This is a genomic window from Desulfosporosinus sp. (assembly GCF_014237355.1).
In the GTDB taxonomy this organism is placed as follows: Bacteria; Bacillota; Desulfitobacteriia; order Desulfitobacteriales; family Desulfitobacteriaceae; genus Desulfosporosinus.
Genome location: NZ_JABZFS010000051.1, coordinates 14,549 through 33,574, shown reverse-complemented (window position 1 = coordinate 33,574; position 19,026 = coordinate 14,549). Strand labels below are relative to the sequence as shown.

The following is a 19,026-nucleotide window of genomic DNA, read 5'->3' as shown; positions in this document are numbered from 1 at the left end:
AAAAAAAGGTGATCCTTCCTTGATCTTAGGCAGAAATGCGACTATCAAGGACACGGTTATAAAAATTACGGACATTACACCGGATGAGGGCAGGATAGCTATACAGGGTGAACTATCAAATATCGAAGCTAAGGAATTAAGAAGCGGAAAAACTTTAATTTCCTTTGATTTATATGACGGCTCTAGTTCTATGACCTGTAAGGCCTTCATCAAGCCCGGTGAAGATGGTGAGATATTATCCAGGCTGAAAAAGGCAAAGGTTGTCAAGCTTGCTGGAAATGCAGGCTTCAGCCAGTTTTCTGGGGAAATTGAGCTTATTGCCAATACCATCGTAGAAACAGCAGGCATGAAGAAGGCTCAGCGGCAGGATAGGGCAGAGGAGAAGCGTGTCGAGCTGCACATGCATACCCAAATGAGTCAAATGGATGCCATGACCAGTGCCACTGATCTGATTAAAAGAGCTATGAGCTGGGGTATGAAATCCATTGCTATTACGGATCATGGCGTTGTTCAGTCTTTTCCTGAGGCTCATAAGCTCATAGGAAGAGATAATCCGAACATGAAAGTAATCTATGGTGTGGAAGCCTATTTGGCACCGGATAAAAAGTCATCGGTCACCAACGCCAAGGGCCAGAGTATTGATACTACCTATTGTGTGTTGGACTTGGAAACCACGGGCTTCTCTCCTGTAACCGAGAAAATCACTGAAATAGGAATCATAAAACTCAAAGATGGAAAGGTCATCGATGAGTTTAGTTGCTTTGTTAATCCGGAAAAGCCGATTCCTGCAAGGGTAGTAGAGGTTACCAATATAACCGATGACATGGTAAAAGATGCAGAAACCATAGACCAGGTCTTTCCTAAACTGCTGGAGTTTATAGAAGGAAGCGTTTTAGTTGCTCATAACGCTGAGTTTGATATGGGTTTTTTAAAGCATAATGCTAAGGTCTTAGGTTATGTCTTGGATTACACTTATTTAGATACCTTGTCCTTGGCTAAGGAGCTCTTTCCGGATTACAAAACCTATAAATTAGGGAGAATCGCTAAGAACTTAGGCTTCAAGGTTGAGGTAGCTCACAGGGCCTTAGATGACGTGCATACTACCGTCAAAGTTTTTAATGTTATGCTTGAAAAGCTTAAGCAAAGGGGAGCAGAAACCCTTGAGGACATCGATCTCTATGGCTCCGATGAAGAAGCGAAGAAGGTAGAGTATAAGAAGCTAAAAACTTATCATGCCATGATTTTGGCCAAGAACTATGAAGGTTTAAAGAATTTATATAAGTTAGTTTCCTTTGCTCACTTAGATTATTTTTATAAAAAACCACGGATTTTAAAGAGCCTTTATAAAAAATACTCAGAAGGGTTAATCCTTGGCAGTGCCTGCAGTGAGGGCGAGCTTTACCAGGCCATCTTACTTGGAAAGTCCAATGAGGAGATTGAAGCCATTGCCAAGGCTTACGATTATTTTGAAATCCAGCCTCTCGGAAACAATGATTATCTAGTAAGAACAGAGCAGGTGCCCGATAAAGACTATTTAAAGGAAATCAACCGAAAAATTGTGGCTCTGGGTGAAAAATTAAACAAGCCTGTGGTAGCGACTGGTGATGTCCACTTCCTGGATCCAGAAGATGAGATCTACAGGCGAATACTAGAAGCTGGTCAAGGCTTTAAGGATGCCGATCATCAGGCCCCCTTATATTTAAAAACCACTGAGGAGATGCTTGAGGAATTTTCCTATTTAGGAGCGGCCAAGGCCTATGAGGTGGTGGTCACAAACACCAACCTGATAGCCGATATGTGTGAGCCCATTAGTCCAATTTCAGCAGAGAAATGCCCGCCTCATATTGAAGGCTGCGAGCAGACTATTAAGGATATTACTTATGAGAAGGCCCATGCGCTTTATGGAGACCCCTTGCCGGAAATTGTTCTGAAAAGGCTGGATAGAGAGCTGGATTCCATCATCAAAAATGGCTTCTCGGTCATGTATATCATTGCTCAAAAGCTTGTCTGGAAATCCAATGAGGATGGCTATCTGGTCGGCTCTCGAGGATCGGTTGGTTCCTCGGTGGTTGCCTATATGACCGGTATTACGGAAGTCAATGCCCTGCCGGCTCATTACCGATGTCCCAGCTGCCGATATTCGGATTTCTCCGATTATGGCATTAAAATCGGCTTTGACCTGCCCGATAAGGAGTGTCCGGTTTGCGGAGAAAAGCTGGCGAAGGATGGTATCGATATTCCCTTCGAGACCTTCTTAGGCTTCAATGGGGATAAAGAGCCGGATATTGACCTAAACTTCTCAGGAGAATATCAGGCCAAGGCCCATAAATATACTGAGGTTATTTTTGGCAAGGGTACAACCTTTAAGGCCGGAACCATCGGTACTATCGCTGAAAAGACAGCCTTCGGCTATGTTAAAAAGTATTATGAGGAAAAAAACCGTACCGTAAGCAAGGCAGAAACTCTGAGAGTCTCTAAAGGCTGCACCGGGATCAAAAGAACCTCAGGACAGCACCCGGGGGGAATCATCGTCGTACCGAAGGGACGAGAAATCTTTGAATTTTGCCCTGTACAGCATCCTGCCGATGACCCCAATTCGGATATCATTACCACCCATTTTGATTATCACTCCATTGATTCGAACTTATTAAAGCTGGATATACTGGGTCATGACGACCCGACGGTCATACGAATGCTTCAGGATATCACCGGGGTGGACCCTCTAACGATACCCATGGATGATCAGGAGACCATGTCAATATTCTCCTCTACGGAGGCCTTAGGGGTAACCCCGGAGCAGATCAACTCGAAGGTAGGAACCTTTGGAATTCCTGAGTTTGGAACGAAGTTTGTCAGAGGAATGCTTTTAGATACAAGGCCTAAAGCCTTCTCAGATTTAATCTGTATATCCGGACTTTCCCATGGCACGGATGTGTGGCTGGGAAATGCCAAGGATTTAATCGATGCGGGAACCGTAACCTTAAGTGAGGCCGTTTGTACCAGGGATGATATTATGACTTATTTAATTAAGAAGGGCCTACCGCCCAATACGGCGTTTAAGATCATGGAGCTGGTTCGTAAAGGGAAGGCTTTATCGAACCCGGAAAAATGGGCAGAATATGAAGCTTTGATGAGGGAGCATAAGGTACCGGAATGGTATATTGATTCCTGCCGAAAAATAAAATACATGTTCCCTAAAGCCCATGCTGCAGCCTATGTCATGATGGCCTTTCGGATAGCCTGGTTTAAGGTGCACATACCGAAGGCTTATTATGCAGCCTATTTAACCATTCGAGCAAAGGCCTTTGACGCTGAATTTATGATCTTCGGCAAAGAAAAGGTTAAGGCCAAGCTGAAGGAAATCGAGGCGCTGGGCAACGTTGCCACCCCAAAGGATAAGGATATGTACGATGACTTGGAATTGGTTTTGGAGATGTATGAAAGGGGCATTAACTTCCTGCCCATTGATTTATACAAATCTCATGCCACAAAGTTTCTGGTTGAGGAGGAGGGCTTAAGGCCGCCCATAAACAGTATATCCGGCATGGGTACCGTCGCAGCCGAAGGGATATTTAACGCGGCCCTAGAAAAGCCTTTCAACTCCATAGAGGATGTCAAGAAACGGGCCAAGATCGGAAATTCTACCATCGATTCACTTCGAAAATTTGGCTGTTTTAAGGGAATTCCGGAAAGTGATCAGATGAGTCTTTTTGATGTGATTTAATGAGTGATTAAAGAGGTGAAAAGAACCTGATCCTCATTATAAAACTGTTGAATAAATTCGAAAGATAGAATAAAATTAAAACAAAAAAGAATTTTTTTAAAATGGAGTTTTTCATGAGTGACAAGTTTTTAGGAGAAAGAATAAAAATAATAAGAAAACAACGTGATATGACTCTGCAAGACTTGGCTGACAAATCGGGATTATCTATTGGATTCATTAGTAAGGTTGAGCGTGGATTAACAAGTCCAACATTCAGTGCACTATTAAAGATTTCTAAAGCAATAGAAATTGAATTGGTTGAGTTGGTACAAGCCTCAACGGATAGACGGTCTGTGATAAGGAAAAATGAACGTATATCAATGTATCCTATGACAGATAGTGGGATAAGGCATGAGTTTGGAACACATGGATTCAGAAAAATGAAGGGTCTTTGGATAACATTACAGCATGGTGCAGTGGATATTTCTAGAGGTCATTCGGAAGAGGAACTTGGGATTGTAATTAAAGGTAGGTTGAAGGTTACTATCGGAAAGGAATCCTATAGTTTGGAAGAGGGAGATACTCTTTATATAGATGCGAATGTCCAACACAGTTTAAAAAATATTGGTGATTGTGAGTGCATATGCTTTTTTGCAATCAATTAGTTTAAATTGGATAAATATGAGTACTGTTATAAAACTAGCTCTAAAAAGTGTTTAAACAAAAAGTTTAGGCGCTTTTTTTTGTTGTATCGTATTAACAATAAACAGTCAGATTGAGAATTCCAGAAACCCCTGCCATTTTGAAGTCAGCATTAGTAGAATTGCCTGTCATTGCAGAAGTGTTCTCTTCCAAAACGTCCCCCATAAAAAACTTAAAGGAAAGATGAAATTTTAGGTTGATTTTTCTGATTATAAACAATATTATATGAATAGAAAAAGAATTTGAAAATTAGTTGATTAATTGGTTAGCAAATGGTTTTAGAAAACCCCTATTTTGCTCATATACAACTTCAGATAGCTAAGATAAGGGACAAAAGTGATTGTGCGAAAAAGGTAGTAGGAAACACTAATAATTAGGTGAGGTGTATTTAATTGCAAGACGACTTAAGGACAATTCATCAAGCATCAATGGAAATACTGGAGGAAGTAGGGGTAAAGTTTCATCACCCAGAGGTATTAGATCTGCTTCAAAGTAATGGGATAAGGGTCGTAGGAGAGACAGCTTATTTTAAACCAGACCAGGTTATGAACTGGATAAGTAAGGCGCCTTCACATTTTAAAATCTACGCCCGGAATCCTAAGTATGATATGGAGATTGGGGGGGATCAGGTTGAGTATGTTTCATGCAATTCCGGATTTCCCTGGATAGCCGATTTTGAGGGAACAAGGCGTAAAGCTGTTTTACAAGATTATTTCACATTTATAAAGCTTGTGCACCAGACTCCATTTTTTAATATTAATGGTGGAGTGATGGTTACACCCTCAGACTTACAATATAGTCCAATATACCCAATCATGTTGATGATTGCTTTGACCCATTCTGATAAATGTATGTTCGGTGGGTTAGGAAGCGCTAAGGAATCTGAAATGATTATGGATATACTCCAAATTGTTTTTGGAAGAAATGAAGATTTAATCAATAAACCGAGAATTGTTACAATAATTAGCCCCTTGTCTCCGCTTCAATTTGACGAGACGATGCTAGATACGTTACTTATATATGCTAAGTATGGTCAACCCATGATTATTGCTCCAGCTGTAATGGCGGGTACCACAGGCCCGATTACATTGGCAGGCAGTATAGCATTATCAAATGCCGAAAGTTTAGCTGGTATTGTAGTTTCTCAAATGGTTCGTGAAGGAACTCCAGTAATTTATGGTTCAGCAAGTGCAGCTTCGGATATGAGAACGGCAAGTTTTTCTATTGGTTCTCCTGAGTCAGCAATTTTTGCTGCCTATGGTGCTCGTTTAGCAAAGTCTTATGGTCTTCCCTGCCGTGGAGGAGGGACGCTAAACGATGCTAAATCAGTCTCGGTTCAAGCCGGGTACGAGAGTATGATGGTCATGCTGACTGCAGTACAGGAAAAAATTAATTTTATTCTACACAGTGCAGGGGGTTTAGACAGTTATGGAGCGATGTCATTTGAAAAGTATATTGTAGATCTAGAAATACTTGGGATGATAAATCGCTTTGTTCAAGGAGTAAAAACAGAACCTAAAGATTTGGCCTTAGATGTAATTAAGCAAGTAGGCCCTGGAGGCGAATTCCTTACACACCCAAATACCATGGAAAATTGTCGCACGGAACTTTGGATTCCTGATATTAGTTTAAGAGGGCCTATTGTCGATAAGGACCCTGATGAATGTTTAAAAGAAAATATTAATAAAAAGATGTCTAAGATGTTAGCAAATTACGACCTACCGCAACTTCCAGCTGAGATTAAGTCAAAACTTCGACAGTACTTGATAGATATTGGAGTAGACCCGAACATAATTGATCATTAAATATATTCGAAGAAAAGGATAGAAATAAAAATGGACATTATTAAGAATGTACAAGAAGACATTGTTATGACCGACAAACTTTTAGGAGAAAGAATAAAAATTATAAGAAAACAACGTGCTATGACTCTGCAAGATTTGGCTGACAGATCCGGATTATCTGTGGCGTTTATCAGTAAGGTCGAGCGTGGATTAACAAGTCCGGCATTTAGCGCTCTATTAGAAATTTGTAAAGCGATAGAAGTTGATTTGGTTGAGTTGGTTCAAGCTACAACGGACAGACAACCGGTGATAAAGAAAAATGAACGTATTCCAATGTTTCCTATGAAAAAAGATGATGGGGTTAGGCATGAGTTCGGAACACAAGGATTTAGAAAAATGAAAGGTCTTTGGATGACATTACAGCATGGTGCAGCGGAAATTTCCAGAGGTCATCCGGAAGAGGAACTTGGGACTGTAATTAAAGGTAGGTTAAAGGTTACTATCGGAAAGGAATCCTATATTTTGGAAGAGGGAGATACTCTTTATATAGATGCTCACGTCCAACATAGTTTAAAAAATATCGGTAATTGTGAGTGCTTGTGCTTTTTTGTATTTAATTAGGTAAAAACATTGGGTTATTTAAAATTACAAAAACATGAACCTCCTAAAGAGATTGATTTGTGTAGATTTTGTCTGTAACTGTGTTAGAGTCATATTTTCAGCTTCTAGCCTTTTTAGACAAAATTTTTTTTAATTGCAGGAATTTTTACAATTGTAAAGAATATTATATATATAGAAAATTGTTAAATAGAAGTTTGGCGAAAAAGACCGATTTTAAGAACTTTCTAAAGGTTTATGAATTTCAAAACTTGCTATTGTGGGTTGGCGAAAATCTCGGGAGGTTAAATCATAGTGAATTAATGTACTGAAGATTTTTAGAAGGAGGTGGTTATCTTTGAATCAAAAACTTGAAAAAATTCATGAGACATCACTTCAGATACTGGAAACGACCGGAGTAAAGATTTTTCACCCTAAAATTTTGAGCATTGCTCAAAAAAAGGGGGTCAAAGTGAATGGACAAACTGCTTTTTTTTCTCCCAGTCAAGTACAGGAATGGATAAAGAAAGCACCTTCAGCTTTTTCTGTTTATGCCAGAAATCCTAAATACAATATTTTGCTTGGGGGTGAAAAAACAGAATTTGCAGCTGGCTATGGAGCTCCTACTATTATTGATCAAAAGGGTATTAGAAGAAAGGCAAAGTTTGAAGATTATTTAATTTTTTTAAAGCTGATTCAACAATGTCCTTTCTTTAGTATTAATGGAGGAATCCTTGTCCAACCAAGCGATATCAGCCCAAGGCAGAGTTATCCTAATATGCTGTTTGCTGCGTTAGCTTATTCTGATAAATGCCTTATGGGAGGGGCAGGCGGGGCGGAAGAGGTCAATACAGTATTGGATATGTTGGATATTGTTTTTGGAAAAGAAAGTCTAATTAGTACGCCCAGGATCATGGCAATCTTAAATAGTACAAGCCCATTACAGTTTGATAAAAATACTTTAGACACGCTCTTGCTGTTTGCTGAATACGGTCAGCCAGTGATTATTTCGCCGGCAGTTATGGCAGGAACTACTGGACCGATAACTCTTGCAGGAACAATTGCCTTATCAAATGCAGAAATCCTGGCTGGTATAACTTTAGCTCAAATGGTTAGGGAAGGGACTCCTGTTATGTATGGCATGCAATCCACTGCAGCTGATATGAGAACTGGTGGAATTGCAGACGGTTCACCTGAAAGAGCTTTGTGCGTTGCCTACGGAGCACGATTAGCAAAAGAGTATGGAATACCATGTCGTGGCGGAGGGACAGAAAACGATGCCAAAAGCCTATCAGTACAAAGCGGATACGAAAGTATGATGGATATTTTGGTGGCATGCCAAGAGAAGACTAATTTGATTATTCACAGTGCAGGGACTTTAGATAGTCATGGTGCAATGTCCTATGAAAAATTTATAGTTGATATAGAAATCTTAGGAATGGTAAATCGGTTTCTGCAAGGGGTGAATACGGATGAAATATATACACCTTTTATTAGTAGGAAAGGGTTCCACCCTATAGGTGCCAATCCTTACCAAGAGTTACTTAATAATATTGATAAAAAAAAGGAAGAGATGTTAGCTCAATATTGTCAGCCCGAGCTATCTCAAAAAGTCTTTACCCAGCTCAAGGAGTACTTGGCGTCTAAAGAGATTGGAACAGCGATTTTTTGAAGTAAACAAGAGTTATTGGGTTATATCAACAAAGTCTGCTTTTTTCAATAAGTCGCAATGTTTTAAATAAAGCAATAAGGAGTGATGACATGGATAGTACTGTAATCTCGGACTTATTAGTAGGTGGTATTTTAAGAGGGGGAATGTACGTTCTCATGGCCATGGGTCTTTCCCTGGTATTTGGGGTTATGAGAATTCCTAATTTTGCCCACGGCGAATTTTATATGCTAGGTGCTTATTTTTCTTATTTTGCCTGTACCTTAGGGGGCTTTCCGCCTGCTATCGCTATAGTGTTAGCAGGAATCGGGGGATTCGTGTGTGGTGCCTTAATGGAGAAAGTTACCTTTTATCCATTAAGGAAAAGGTCTCGGGGAGATTGGATCATGAATAGTTTTTTGGTTACAGCAGGTCTTTCGTTTATTTTACAAAATTTAGCTCAAGCTTTGGTAGGAACAGATTTTAAAGGTGTCCCTCAATACTGGGGCGGGTCAATTAATTTCGCAGGACTAAGTGTTTCAACCGACCGAATTGTAGGCTTCTTAATTGCAATGGCATCTGTAGCAATCTTCTGGTTATTTTTGAAGAAAACAAGGACAGGTAATGCAATTAGAGCAGTTTCCGAGCATGAGACAGGCGCTATGCTCATGGGGATAGAACTGAATAAAATCCATACATTAACATTTGCTTTAAGCAGTATGCTGGCCGCCATAGCCGGAGCTGCTCTGCTATCGATAATTCCTGCCTATCCAACAATGGGTTTGCAGCCTCTGTATAAATCCTGGTTTGTGGTGATTCTGGTTGGCTTAGGTAATATTCAAGCCACCATTATCGGTGGGTTTCTTGTAGGGGTAATTGAAGCAGTATCATCATTTAGTTTAGGAGCCATGTGGCAGGACGTGGTTAGTCTATCAATTATTATTTTGGTGCTACTGGTTAAACCTACCGGCTTATTCGGGAAAAAAATGAAGGTATAGGAGGTGATGGATATGATAAGCGAAAAATCGTTGGAAACAGGGTTTGTTAAAAATTTAAAGCATAATTTAGGAAACTTTGGACTTTCACCTGTGGCAATAGGACTGTTTGTTTTGTTGGGATTTGCTCCATATCTAATTGGAGATGAATACATCCTTCGTTTGCTGGTGATTAGTTTATTGTTTGGGACGTTGGCAATGGGTTTTGATTTGTCAGCCGGTTATATTGATGTAGCTAACTGGGGATATGCCGGATTGATGGGGTTAGGTGCATATACTTCTGCTCTGCTCTTGACGAATTTGGGAATTTCCCCATGGATAGGAACCCTTGCAGGTGCTTTTATGGCGGCTATATTCGGGTTACTAATTGGAGTTCTTACTCTCAAGATGGATGGAATGTTTGCCGCAATTCTAGCGTGGTTTATCGGCTTAATCCTTATGGCACTTACCACTTCTCTGACGGGTTTAACTAGGGGAGCTCTGGGTTTGAACGTTGATTTGTACTTTAATACTGGTTGGTCAAAACCTTACTTTTATGTAATCTTTGTAATATGTATTGTAACTTATATTGTATTAAGACGGGTAACAAACTCAAATTTAGGACTGGCCTTTAGTGCATTGGGGCAGGATGCAGAGGCTGCTCGAACTTGCGGTGTGGATCCCATGAAATACAAAGTAATTAACTTTACCATATCCTGCTTTGTGGCAGGATTATGCGGAGGATTCTACGCACACTTTATGGGTATTCTGACTCCGGATATTATGTCCACTAAGCACACGGTGGAAGTGCTGGTTATTGCGTATATTGGCGGAAGAAGAAGTATATGGGGACCATTATTAGCGGCATTTTTGGTTGTTCCCGTCTTTGAGTACCTGAACTTTTTAATGGAGTTTAAGTATGTTATTTACGGGCTGTTATTAATATTGGTAATGATTTTTTATCCTGGTGGGATAGCTCACTTTTATAACTATATAGTTGGTATTTTCAATGAGAAAAAAAGAAAACTAACCGGACCTGAGAGTAATCCATTTGCCTAATTAAACATTAGGGATAATAAAAAAATGGGCAAAGTGAGGTGACTAAGGGGAGTAAGGAAAAGGTAGGAGAGTGGTTGGCAAGGTATATATCAAGTAAGTGAAAAAAAGGGAGGAACATATATGAAAAAGTTTACTAAACTAGGGTCGATATTTTTGGTTATGCTGCTTGTTGTAACTTTATTTGCTTCAGGCTGCGGACAAAAATCATCATCGGATGGTGACTCCAAGGTATTAACTGTTGGTGTGGATTTACCGCTGACTGGTCCCAGTGCCAAAGCAGGACAAGAATTTAAGGATACGGTCACCATGGCTTTTGATGAAGTCGGAAACAAAATCGGTGACTACAATGTGAAGTTGGTTTGGATTGATGACGGAGCAGATCCTCAAAAAGGGACTTCGGCTTATGAACAGGCTGTGGTCAGGGACAAAATTGACGTAGGTATCCTGAATTGGAACAGCTCTGTGGCGGTAGCCTTAATGGAGACCGTAGCCAAATATCAAATTCCTCACTATTTCGGCATGGGTGCCGCTGGAACGATCAATGAAAAATGGGCCTCAGATCCTAAATATCATTACTGGATTAATAAAGGTTGGGCTATGCCGGACAAAATGACCCAGGCCTATGTTGATGTTGTCAGCCAAGCCATTGAGAAAGGTCAATGGAGTCCTCGTAACAAAAAGTTGGCTATATACGGTGATGATACTGACTGGGGTAGAAGCTACGGGGCAAGTATGAAAAAAAGGTTTACTGATGCCGGTTGGCAAGTAGTCAATGAAGAGTATACAAAATTAGGCGAAACTGATATGTATCCTTTAATAGCAAAAATGAAGAGTCTTGATGTCTCCCTGGTAGCTGGAACAATTTCCTCGCCTCCTTCCATTGCGGCATTCATTAAGCAGTCCAGAGAACAAAACTTAAAGGCCCTGATGATTAGTGACGCTTTAGGTGAAACCGCTGGTTTTTATTCTTTAACAGGTAATGCTTCTGATTATATTCTAGACAATCGACCTGTTTTTACAACGGACAAAGCATTAAAATTTGCTGCTGATTTTAAAGCAAAATATGGTTATGATCCATCTCCTGCTGCCGGTGGACAGGTATATGATTACACCCGGTTCTTCATTAAGTGCGCCAATGAAACGTTGAAAGAACACGGCAAATTGGACAAAGAAACACTCTTTAAATTTTCCCAGGAGAAACTTATGACCGGACAAATTACCTTTACAGATGGTGTTGTGATTCCCGAGTACAAATTTGATAAAACGTCTGCTCCTGATCCTGTTGTAGGTGAAAAGAACTACATTTTTCCTGTAGTTCAATATTTTGAGGGCAAAGCAACCGTGGTTTGGCCAGATGCTCAAAAAGTGGGAGATTTGAAGATCCCGGATTACGCGAAATAACATTGAATATTCTGGTGCCCGCTGCTATTGCGGGCACCGGCAAACATTAGTTGATCTATTCGGAAAGCAGGTGAAATCTGTGCTGTTAAAAACCGAGGGAGTCGAAAAAAGGTTTGGCGGCTTAGTGGCAGTAAAGGATGTATCAATTACAGTCAATAAGGGAGAAATATTTGGTTTAATCGGCCCTAACGGAGCGGGTAAGACTACTTTCTTGAACTGTATTTCCGGCTTTTACAAGCCTGAAAAAGGCAAAATTACTTTTAAGGAACAAGAAATTACCGGATTGTCGCCTACTCAGCTCTGTCATAAAGGGATCGCCAGGACTTTTCAAATTGTAAGATCCTTTCCCAAGTTAAGTGCCTTGGATAATGTTAAAGTGGCTGTAGTCTATGGGGGTAAGCAACATAAAAATCCAGAAAAACATGCAAAAGAATTAATGGATTTTGTTGGTTTTAATGCAGCAAAAGATGTCCTTGCAGATAATTTAAATACCATGCAACTGAAACGTTTAGAACTCGCTCGTGCTTTGGCTACTAACTCAGAACTACTCCTCCTTGACGAGGTGGCAGCAGGATTAACTCCGTCTGAACTACCGGATTTTATTGATTTGATAAGAAGAATTAGAGATAGTGGAGTTACTATTATTTGCATAGAACATGTAATGAAGTTCATTATGGGCGTATGTGACCGAATAGCGGTGTTGAATTTTGGAGCCAAAATCGCAGAAGGCGCTGTAGAAGAAATTTTAAATAATCCTGAGGTAATGAAAGCCTATTTAGGAGAAGAAAATGTTCATTAATACAATTATCAATACGGTAGTTCGGAGGGGATAATGTGCTGAAACTTTGCAATATTAATGCTGGTTATGGAAAGCTGGGGGTATTGTGGAATGTTTCCCTCGAAGTTAATGAAGGAAAGTTTGTAGCTTTATTAGGGCCAAACGGAGTCGGGAAAACAACAGCTTTACGTACTATTTCAGGGATTGTCACACCTTCCCAAGGGGAAATATGGTTTATGGGTAAAAAGATTAGCGGACTCCCGGTGCAGCAGATTACAAGGTTAGGAATCAGCTATGTAACGGATGATGGGTGTCTCTTTTCCGGAATGACTGTTATGGAGAATCTCCTGATGGGGGCGTATACCATTAAGGACAAGCAAAAGGTAAAGAATTCACTTGAGAAAGTTTTTGAGCTGTTTCCCAGGTTGGCAGAGCGCAAAAAGCAGTTTGCCGGCAGTATGAGTGGAGGAGAAAGAAAAATGCTTGCCATTGCCAGGGGGTTAATGCTTGAGCCAAAATTGATGCTGGTTGATGAACCTTCACTGGGTCTTGCCCCAAAATTGGTGCTGGATGTTTTTAAAACCTTAAAGGAATTAACTACTATAGGAGTTACTGTATTACTTGTAGAACAAAATGTTAATACAACATTGAAAATTGTCGATAGCGGCTATGTTCTTGAACAGGGTAGTATTGTAGAAGAAGGCAGCAGTCAAGAGTTAAGAGAAAATGACCATATCAAGAAAACTTATATGGGAATAGCCTAGCCAACTGTATTAATTATTGTTACTCGAATGTCTATTAATAATCGAAAAAACGCTATTAGAAGATTGAATTACTAATGTTAAAAAAATTTGAAATTTACTTATTATTTAGCAGGAAAAAACTTAATTCATGACGAATATTTTCTATATAGAAAAATAAATTTATAATCAGAAAAAATGCTTGAAGGAGAGGTCAAAATGAGATCAAATAATGCTCACTTTATTACACCCCAAATGCGGGTATTGTCTGACGATCAGATCAAATCAATTTATTTTGCGGCACTCGAAATTTTAGAAAGAACAGGCATGAAAATTGACTGCCAAGAAACACTCCAGTTCCTTGCCGATCAGGGCGCCCTTGTGGGACCGGGAAACAAAGTGCGGATTCCTGCCTATCTTGTCGAACGTGCTCTGAAAACCGTACCGCCTCGGGTGGTTCTTTGTAATCGAGATGGGGAAAGAAAATTATTCTTAGAAGATAACAATGTTTACTTTGGCTGCAACCCAGACAACCCTGATTATCTTGATCCTTATACTGGAGAAAGACGTCCTTTTACCAGTAAAGATGGTAAGGATATGGCTACAGTAATTGATTATAGCAAGAATATTGAGTTTGTCTTAAACGCTTGCTTTAGTGCTGATGTACCCAGAGATGTGGCTGACCGGGTTATTATCCGTCAGATGATGCTGTATATGAGAAAACCTATCGGTTTCAGTTGTACCAATGCCGATTCTCTCCTGGATATTATCGATATGGCGGCAATTGTGGCTGGGGGATATGATGAATTGAGGATGAATCCATATATTTTCCATATCCAGGAGCCGATCAGCCCCCTCAGCCATGACGGCAACACCATGAAAGAGATTAAGATCTGTGCGGAAAAAGGAATTCCATTGGTCTATTATCCCATGCCAATGGCCGGAGCTACTGCCCCTGCTACTTTAGCTGGAATGCTGGCACAGAATTTAGCGGAAGCCTTTACTGGAATGGTTGTTCATCAGCTGACTAAACCTGGTGCTCCCTTTATTACCGGTGGAGTTGCTTCAATTATGGATATGAAGACTACCAGATTTTCTTATGGTGCTCCCGAAATGAGCCTAAGTGTTGCCGGACTTACAGATATTCTTCATTACTTAAAAATTCCTATTTGGGGTACTGCCGCTACCGTTGACGCCAAAACTGTGGATCAACAGTGTGCTGCGGAAATTGCTATCTCCAGTCTTATGTCAGGGCTAAGCGGTGCTAACCTAGTTCATGACACTGGTTTAATGGATCAGGCAACGGTGACCTGCCCGGAAGTTCTCCTCTTGGCTGATGAAATCCAAGGAATGGTAAGAAGAATTTTAGGCGGAATTCCCGTAACTGATGAAACATTAGCTCTTGATGTGGTTGATGAGATCGGAAACGGCGGAAGTTATATTTCTCATGAGCATACTTATAAGCATTTCCGGGATTTCTGGGTACCATCCTTGTTTGACCGTTCAGTTTTACAAAAAGGACAAACAATGCCTTCATTAACGGAAAGGTTAAATACTAAAGCACGCTATGTAATTGAAAATCATGAAGTTCCACCCCTACCCTCGGATAAGCTGAAAGATCTCTTGGAATTAGAAAAGAAATGGTTGGGGTAAGGGATAGAATATTCTTTGAAGGCGGGGAAGACCATGTCAAAAACAATGAAGCTTGGTTTGCATACCTATACGCTTCATCTTTGGGGATTAGGGGAAAATTATGCAAATTTTAATGAGTACCGCCCAAAAGCGATGACATTAATGCAGCTTATAGATAATGCGGTTAAGTGGGGTTTAGATGGACTGCATATTACTGGTTGTGATCTGGAAACAAAGGATGAGCAGCGTCTTAAAGAAGTCAGGGATGCTTTTAAGCAACATAACTTATATGTAGAATACAATTTTTCCTTGGATTCCCCATTTGATTCCAGGATTAATGACAGCATAGAGGTAGGTATAAAAATTGCTGAAGCCCTGGGGGCTGATATTGCAAAGGTTAGTTTAGATGTTCGCCGTCCTCGGCCTCTATATGGCAGCTGCTTTCATCCACAAGTAATGAAACAACTGGTAGATATTTATGAAGAGATTAAGGCTGCATTGCCTTTGCTTGAAAAAACGGGAATTAAACTTGCTATAGAGAACCACACCGATACTTTTGCAGATGAGGTTATTTGGCTAATTAAACAAATCAATCATCCGTTGGTTGGTGCCTGTGTGGATACGGTTAATTCCATGTGTGTTCTTGAAGACCCGATGAGCGCGGTTGAAAAACTCGCACCGTATGCTTTTGTCAACCATTTTTGTGACCATAAACTTGACAGGGATGAGTTTGGAATTCGATTCCATGGGGTAGCTTTGGGAGATGGCGACATTGATTGTATTAAGGTATATAACACAATTAAAGAAGTATCGCCAACTGACCGAATTACGTTTGAAATCGAATGGGATATGGAAGGTGACTCTCTCGAAGTCGCTCAGCAGAAACAACTTGAGGCATGCCTTAAAAGTATAAAATATGCTCGGGAAGTTCTCGGTATCGGCAAATAGTTAATTAGTTTTATTAGATCAAGCACAAACTCCCCAATAGATAGATTTTTAGTAAGTATAGGAGGTAGTAATAATTATGACAAATTTTGAACCATTAAACCAAAGTGTTATTTCCGGAAGAGTAGATCAGGTCAAAGAACAAACTAAAGCAATGGTAGACGCAGGGGTAAGCCCCATCGAAATCATCAATCAGGGATTAATTGCAGGGATGAATGTAGTCGGTGTTCGTTTCAAAAATGGAGACATGTTCGTTCCGGAAGTACTAATGTGTGCTAGATCCATGGCGGCTGGGATTGAAATCGTAAAACCGTTGATTGCCGACACCGATATGCCCAGCAAAGGAAAAGTCCTTATCGGAACTGTAAAAGGTGACCTTCATGACATCGGTAAAAATTTGGTTGGTATGATGATGGAAAGCGGAGGATTTAATGTTATCAATTTAGGAGTTGACATTCCCCCCGAAAAATTTGTGGCAGCCATTAAAGAACATAAACCGGATATCGTTGCTATGTCTGCTCTTCTCACCACGACCATGCTTCAGATGAAAGACACCATTGAATTAATAAAAGAAGAAGGCTTAAACGTAAAATATATCATTGGTGGAGCTCCAATCTCCCAGGAGTTTGCTGATGAAATAGGGGCAGACGGATATGCTCCCGACGCTGCTTCTTCAGTAGATCTTTGCCTAAAGCTAATTGGCTAGTGACTAAAAGATTGCTCACCGAATGGTATGGGTACAGTGACCAGTACATCGGCAACAGTATGCGTCATTGTACACATACCGGTTCGGAACTGAGCAATCTACTATTTTTTTAAACAGATCTTCTCTTCAAGGGAAACAGGTCATGTTGCAGTAGCAGGAACCGCTGCATTTGGTTTTGGTTTAGCTATTTAATACCACAGTATAGTAAATATCCTAGGCCGGATACATCACTGTCAATTATTAAAGTAGGTAGAAGTAAACTATTGTATATTAAATATAAATAACAGAAAATTTTGTATATTCAACAGGAAGGAGGGCCTATTGCTTAATGGGCAGGTAAAATGAGAATTTGTAGAACGTTTCAAACAATCGATACGCATACCGGTGGGGAACCTACCAGAACCGTCGTTGGTGGTGTGCCGGTGATTCCTGGTTCAACGATGCAAGAAAAATTCATTTATATGCAGACGAATAATGACTGGATGCGTAAAGTATTGTGTCTCGAACCTCGCGGTAATGAAGTAATGTCCGGCGCTTTTTTAACGCCACCCTGTACTCCCGGTACGGATATCGGTGTGATTTATTATGAAACTGGCGGCTGGCTCCCCATGTGCGGACATGACACCATCGGTGTTGCTACGGCTTTGGTGGAAACTGGTATGGTGGAAGTAAAAGAACCCTTTACAGAGATTGTTTTGGATACACCCAGCGGGGTTGTTAAGGTAAGTGTAGAAGTACAGGATCAAAGAGCCAAGAACGTTACGTTTGTGAATGCGCCTGCGCTTGTAATTGGTTGTGACTACAGCGTCGATACGCCTGAATTCGGCCGTGTTGCATTTGACGTGGCCTATGGTGGAAATATGTATGCAATTCTATCTGCTGCCTCTGTAGGGTTGGAGTTGGTGCCGGAACGGTCCAGAGAGATTGTGGCAAAGGGCGTTTTGCTGAGGAAGTACATCAATGAGCAGATTCAGGTCCGTCATCCCTTGCTCTCCTTTGTGGATAAGGTAACGCATATCGAGTTTTCCGCTCCTTCCGATACGCCTGGTGTTTCTGCCCGGAACGCAGTCATCATAACTTCCGCTGCCATCGATAGATCTCCCTGCGGTACCGGTACCTCGGCAAAGATGGCGCTGTTGCATGCCAAAGGTGAATTGAAGCTAAATGAAACGTTTGTTCATGAGAGCCTGATCGGAAGCATATTCACCTGCCGGATTATCGAGGAGACGGAAATTGGCGGCATACCGGCGATCGTGCCGGAGATTAGCGGCCGCGCCTTTCTTACCGGCATGAGTACGTTTATGATGGACCCGGATGATCCTCTGGCAGAAGGGTTTGAACTTGGTTAATGTTTATTTCATGAATACCAAAAAAAGGAGGACAAGGCATGTTAATCATTGGCGAACTAATTAACACAAGTCGGAAAGCTGTTAAACCGGCTGTTGAGCAAAGAGATGCTGCCTTTATACAAACTTTAGCTAAAAAGCAAGTTGAAGCAGGGGCAGATTATGTGGATGTCAATTGCGGGACAATGGTGTATAACGAGGTAGAGACAATGGAATGGCTTGTTAACACTATCCAGGAAGCGGTCTCCGCACCCCTTTGCATTGACACGCCGAGGGCTGAAGCCATTGAGGCTGGACTGGCGGCGGCAAAGAACGGTCAACCAATGGTTAATTCAATTAGTGCGGAAAAGGATCGGTTTGTTCAAGTATTACCTATGGTCTTAAAATATAAAGCTAAAGTCGTGGCTTTATGTATGGATGATAATGGTATTCCCGGATCAGCCGAGGAGCGTATAACAATAGTACGTCATTTAGTCAAGGATCTTACTGATGCCGGGGTTCCTGAAGATGACATATATTTGGATCCCTTGATCACGCCGATTAGTACAGGAGATAAGTTTGGTCTCGATGTTCTGGAAACTGTCCGATTCATACGTCAAGAATATCCCCGGGTTCATGCTGCCTGTGGGTTAAGTAATATTTCTTATGGATTGCCTAACCGGAAGGTTCTCAATCATGCTTTTATGATTCAGACAATGGCTTACGGCATGGACGCCTATATAATGGATCCCTTAGACAAAGCAATGATGGGATTTGTCCATGCCTCGCAGGCTTTAATAGGACAGGATCCTTTCTGCATGGGGTATCTTAAGGCACATCGGAACGGATTGTACGAGTAGAGAAAAAAGTCTGAAACGAGCAGTCCATTGGATAAGCCTAATTACGAGGAGTGATTAAATGACTGTTAAGAAAAAACTCTATTTAGGCTTTTCATTGGTCAATACTTCTTTTTATAACAGTTGCTGTTACCAATATAATCGTGCAAAGTATGGTTTTCACGCAAAGGTCGGA

15 protein-coding genes are annotated in these 19,026 nt (G+C 40.8%); all 15 read left to right on the top strand.

The window, feature by feature from the left end; all coding sequences use genetic code 11:
- Positions 1-3,724 (top strand): DNA polymerase III subunit alpha (polC, locus tag HGJ98_RS11500; protein WP_291351508.1); only part of this gene is annotated, 3,724 nt, incomplete at its 5' end.
- Positions 3,725-3,837: 113 nt separating this feature from the next.
- Positions 3,838-4,368, top strand: a complete 531-nt coding sequence (locus tag HGJ98_RS11495) for a cupin domain-containing protein (RefSeq protein ID WP_291351506.1) — start codon at positions 3,838-3,840, stop codon at positions 4,366-4,368.
- Positions 4,369-4,797: 429 nt separating this feature from the next.
- On the top strand, positions 4,798-6,210 hold the full coding sequence (locus tag HGJ98_RS11490) for a trimethylamine methyltransferase family protein (RefSeq protein WP_291351504.1): 1,413 nt from the start codon (positions 4,798-4,800) through the stop codon (positions 6,208-6,210).
- Positions 6,211-6,240: 30 nt separating this feature from the next.
- Positions 6,241-6,810 (top strand): cupin domain-containing protein, encoded by a 570-nt coding sequence (locus tag HGJ98_RS11485; protein ID WP_291351502.1) that lies wholly within the window; start codon positions 6,241-6,243, stop codon positions 6,808-6,810.
- A 334-nt stretch (positions 6,811-7,144) separates the two neighbouring features.
- A complete protein-coding gene (locus HGJ98_RS11480) occupies positions 7,145-8,458 on the top strand; it encodes a trimethylamine methyltransferase family protein (RefSeq protein WP_291351500.1) in 1,314 nt (437 codons plus the stop codon).
- Between the two features lie 89 nt (positions 8,459-8,547).
- Positions 8,548-9,432, top strand: coding sequence for a branched-chain amino acid ABC transporter permease (locus HGJ98_RS11475; RefSeq protein WP_291351498.1), 885 nt, complete (start codon positions 8,548-8,550; stop codon positions 9,430-9,432).
- Positions 9,433-9,444: 12 nt separating this feature from the next.
- Complete coding sequence (locus HGJ98_RS11470) at positions 9,445-10,467, top strand: branched-chain amino acid ABC transporter permease (protein ID WP_291351496.1); 1,023 nt, start codon at positions 9,445-9,447, stop codon at positions 10,465-10,467.
- 120 nt (positions 10,468-10,587) lie between these two features.
- A complete protein-coding gene (locus tag HGJ98_RS11465) occupies positions 10,588-11,868 on the top strand; it encodes an ABC transporter substrate-binding protein (RefSeq protein ID WP_291351494.1) in 1,281 nt (426 codons plus the stop codon).
- 124 nt (positions 11,869-11,992) lie between these two features.
- Complete coding sequence (locus HGJ98_RS11460; RefSeq protein WP_291351492.1) at positions 11,993-12,667, top strand: ABC transporter ATP-binding protein; 675 nt, start codon at positions 11,993-11,995, stop codon at positions 12,665-12,667.
- Positions 12,668-12,702: 35 nt separating this feature from the next.
- Positions 12,703-13,410, top strand: a complete 708-nt coding sequence (locus HGJ98_RS11455) for an ABC transporter ATP-binding protein (RefSeq protein ID WP_291351490.1) — start codon at positions 12,703-12,705, stop codon at positions 13,408-13,410.
- A 195-nt stretch (positions 13,411-13,605) separates the two neighbouring features.
- Complete coding sequence (locus tag HGJ98_RS11450) at positions 13,606-15,039, top strand: trimethylamine methyltransferase family protein (RefSeq protein WP_291351488.1); 1,434 nt, start codon at positions 13,606-13,608, stop codon at positions 15,037-15,039.
- Positions 15,040-15,072: 33 nt separating this feature from the next.
- A complete protein-coding gene (locus HGJ98_RS11445) occupies positions 15,073-15,966 on the top strand; it encodes a sugar phosphate isomerase/epimerase (protein WP_291351486.1) in 894 nt (297 codons plus the stop codon).
- Positions 15,967-16,042: 76 nt separating this feature from the next.
- Entirely contained in the window at positions 16,043-16,669 is a 627-nt protein-coding gene (locus HGJ98_RS11440; RefSeq protein ID WP_291351484.1) for a B12-binding domain-containing protein, read from the top strand.
- Positions 16,670-17,010: 341 nt separating this feature from the next.
- Positions 17,011-18,018, top strand: coding sequence for a proline racemase family protein (locus HGJ98_RS11435; protein ID WP_291351482.1), 1,008 nt, complete (start codon positions 17,011-17,013; stop codon positions 18,016-18,018).
- Between the two features lie 38 nt (positions 18,019-18,056).
- Positions 18,057-18,854 (top strand): methyltetrahydrofolate cobalamin methyltransferase, encoded by a 798-nt coding sequence (locus HGJ98_RS11430; protein WP_291351480.1) that lies wholly within the window; start codon positions 18,057-18,059, stop codon positions 18,852-18,854.
- The last annotated feature ends 172 nt before the right edge of the window (positions 18,855-19,026 follow it).

What these genes read in the sequence shown, in the direction of transcription:
- HGJ98_RS11470 (WP_291351496.1), top strand. Translation starts at nt 9,445, where the DNA reads ATGATAAGCGAAAAATCGTTGGAAACAGGGTTTGTTAAAAATTTAAAG.
- HGJ98_RS11465 (WP_291351494.1), top strand. Translation starts at nt 10,588, where the DNA reads ATGAAAAAGTTTACTAAACTAGGGTCGATATTTTTGGTTATGCTGCTT.
- HGJ98_RS11440 (WP_291351484.1), top strand. Translation starts at nt 16,043, where the DNA reads ATGACAAATTTTGAACCATTAAACCAAAGTGTTATTTCCGGAAGAGTA.
- HGJ98_RS11475 (WP_291351498.1), top strand. Translation starts at nt 8,548, where the DNA reads ATGGATAGTACTGTAATCTCGGACTTATTAGTAGGTGGTATTTTAAGA.
- HGJ98_RS11430 (WP_291351480.1), top strand. Translation starts at nt 18,057, where the DNA reads ATGTTAATCATTGGCGAACTAATTAACACAAGTCGGAAAGCTGTTAAA.
- HGJ98_RS11435 (WP_291351482.1), top strand. Translation starts at nt 17,011, where the DNA reads ATGAGAATTTGTAGAACGTTTCAAACAATCGATACGCATACCGGTGGG.
- HGJ98_RS11495 (WP_291351506.1), top strand. Translation starts at nt 3,838, where the DNA reads ATGAGTGACAAGTTTTTAGGAGAAAGAATAAAAATAATAAGAAAACAA.
- HGJ98_RS11445 (WP_291351486.1), top strand. Translation starts at nt 15,073, where the DNA reads ATGTCAAAAACAATGAAGCTTGGTTTGCATACCTATACGCTTCATCTT.
- HGJ98_RS11485 (WP_291351502.1), top strand. Translation starts at nt 6,241, where the DNA reads ATGGACATTATTAAGAATGTACAAGAAGACATTGTTATGACCGACAAA.
- HGJ98_RS11450 (WP_291351488.1), top strand. Translation starts at nt 13,606, where the DNA reads ATGAGATCAAATAATGCTCACTTTATTACACCCCAAATGCGGGTATTG.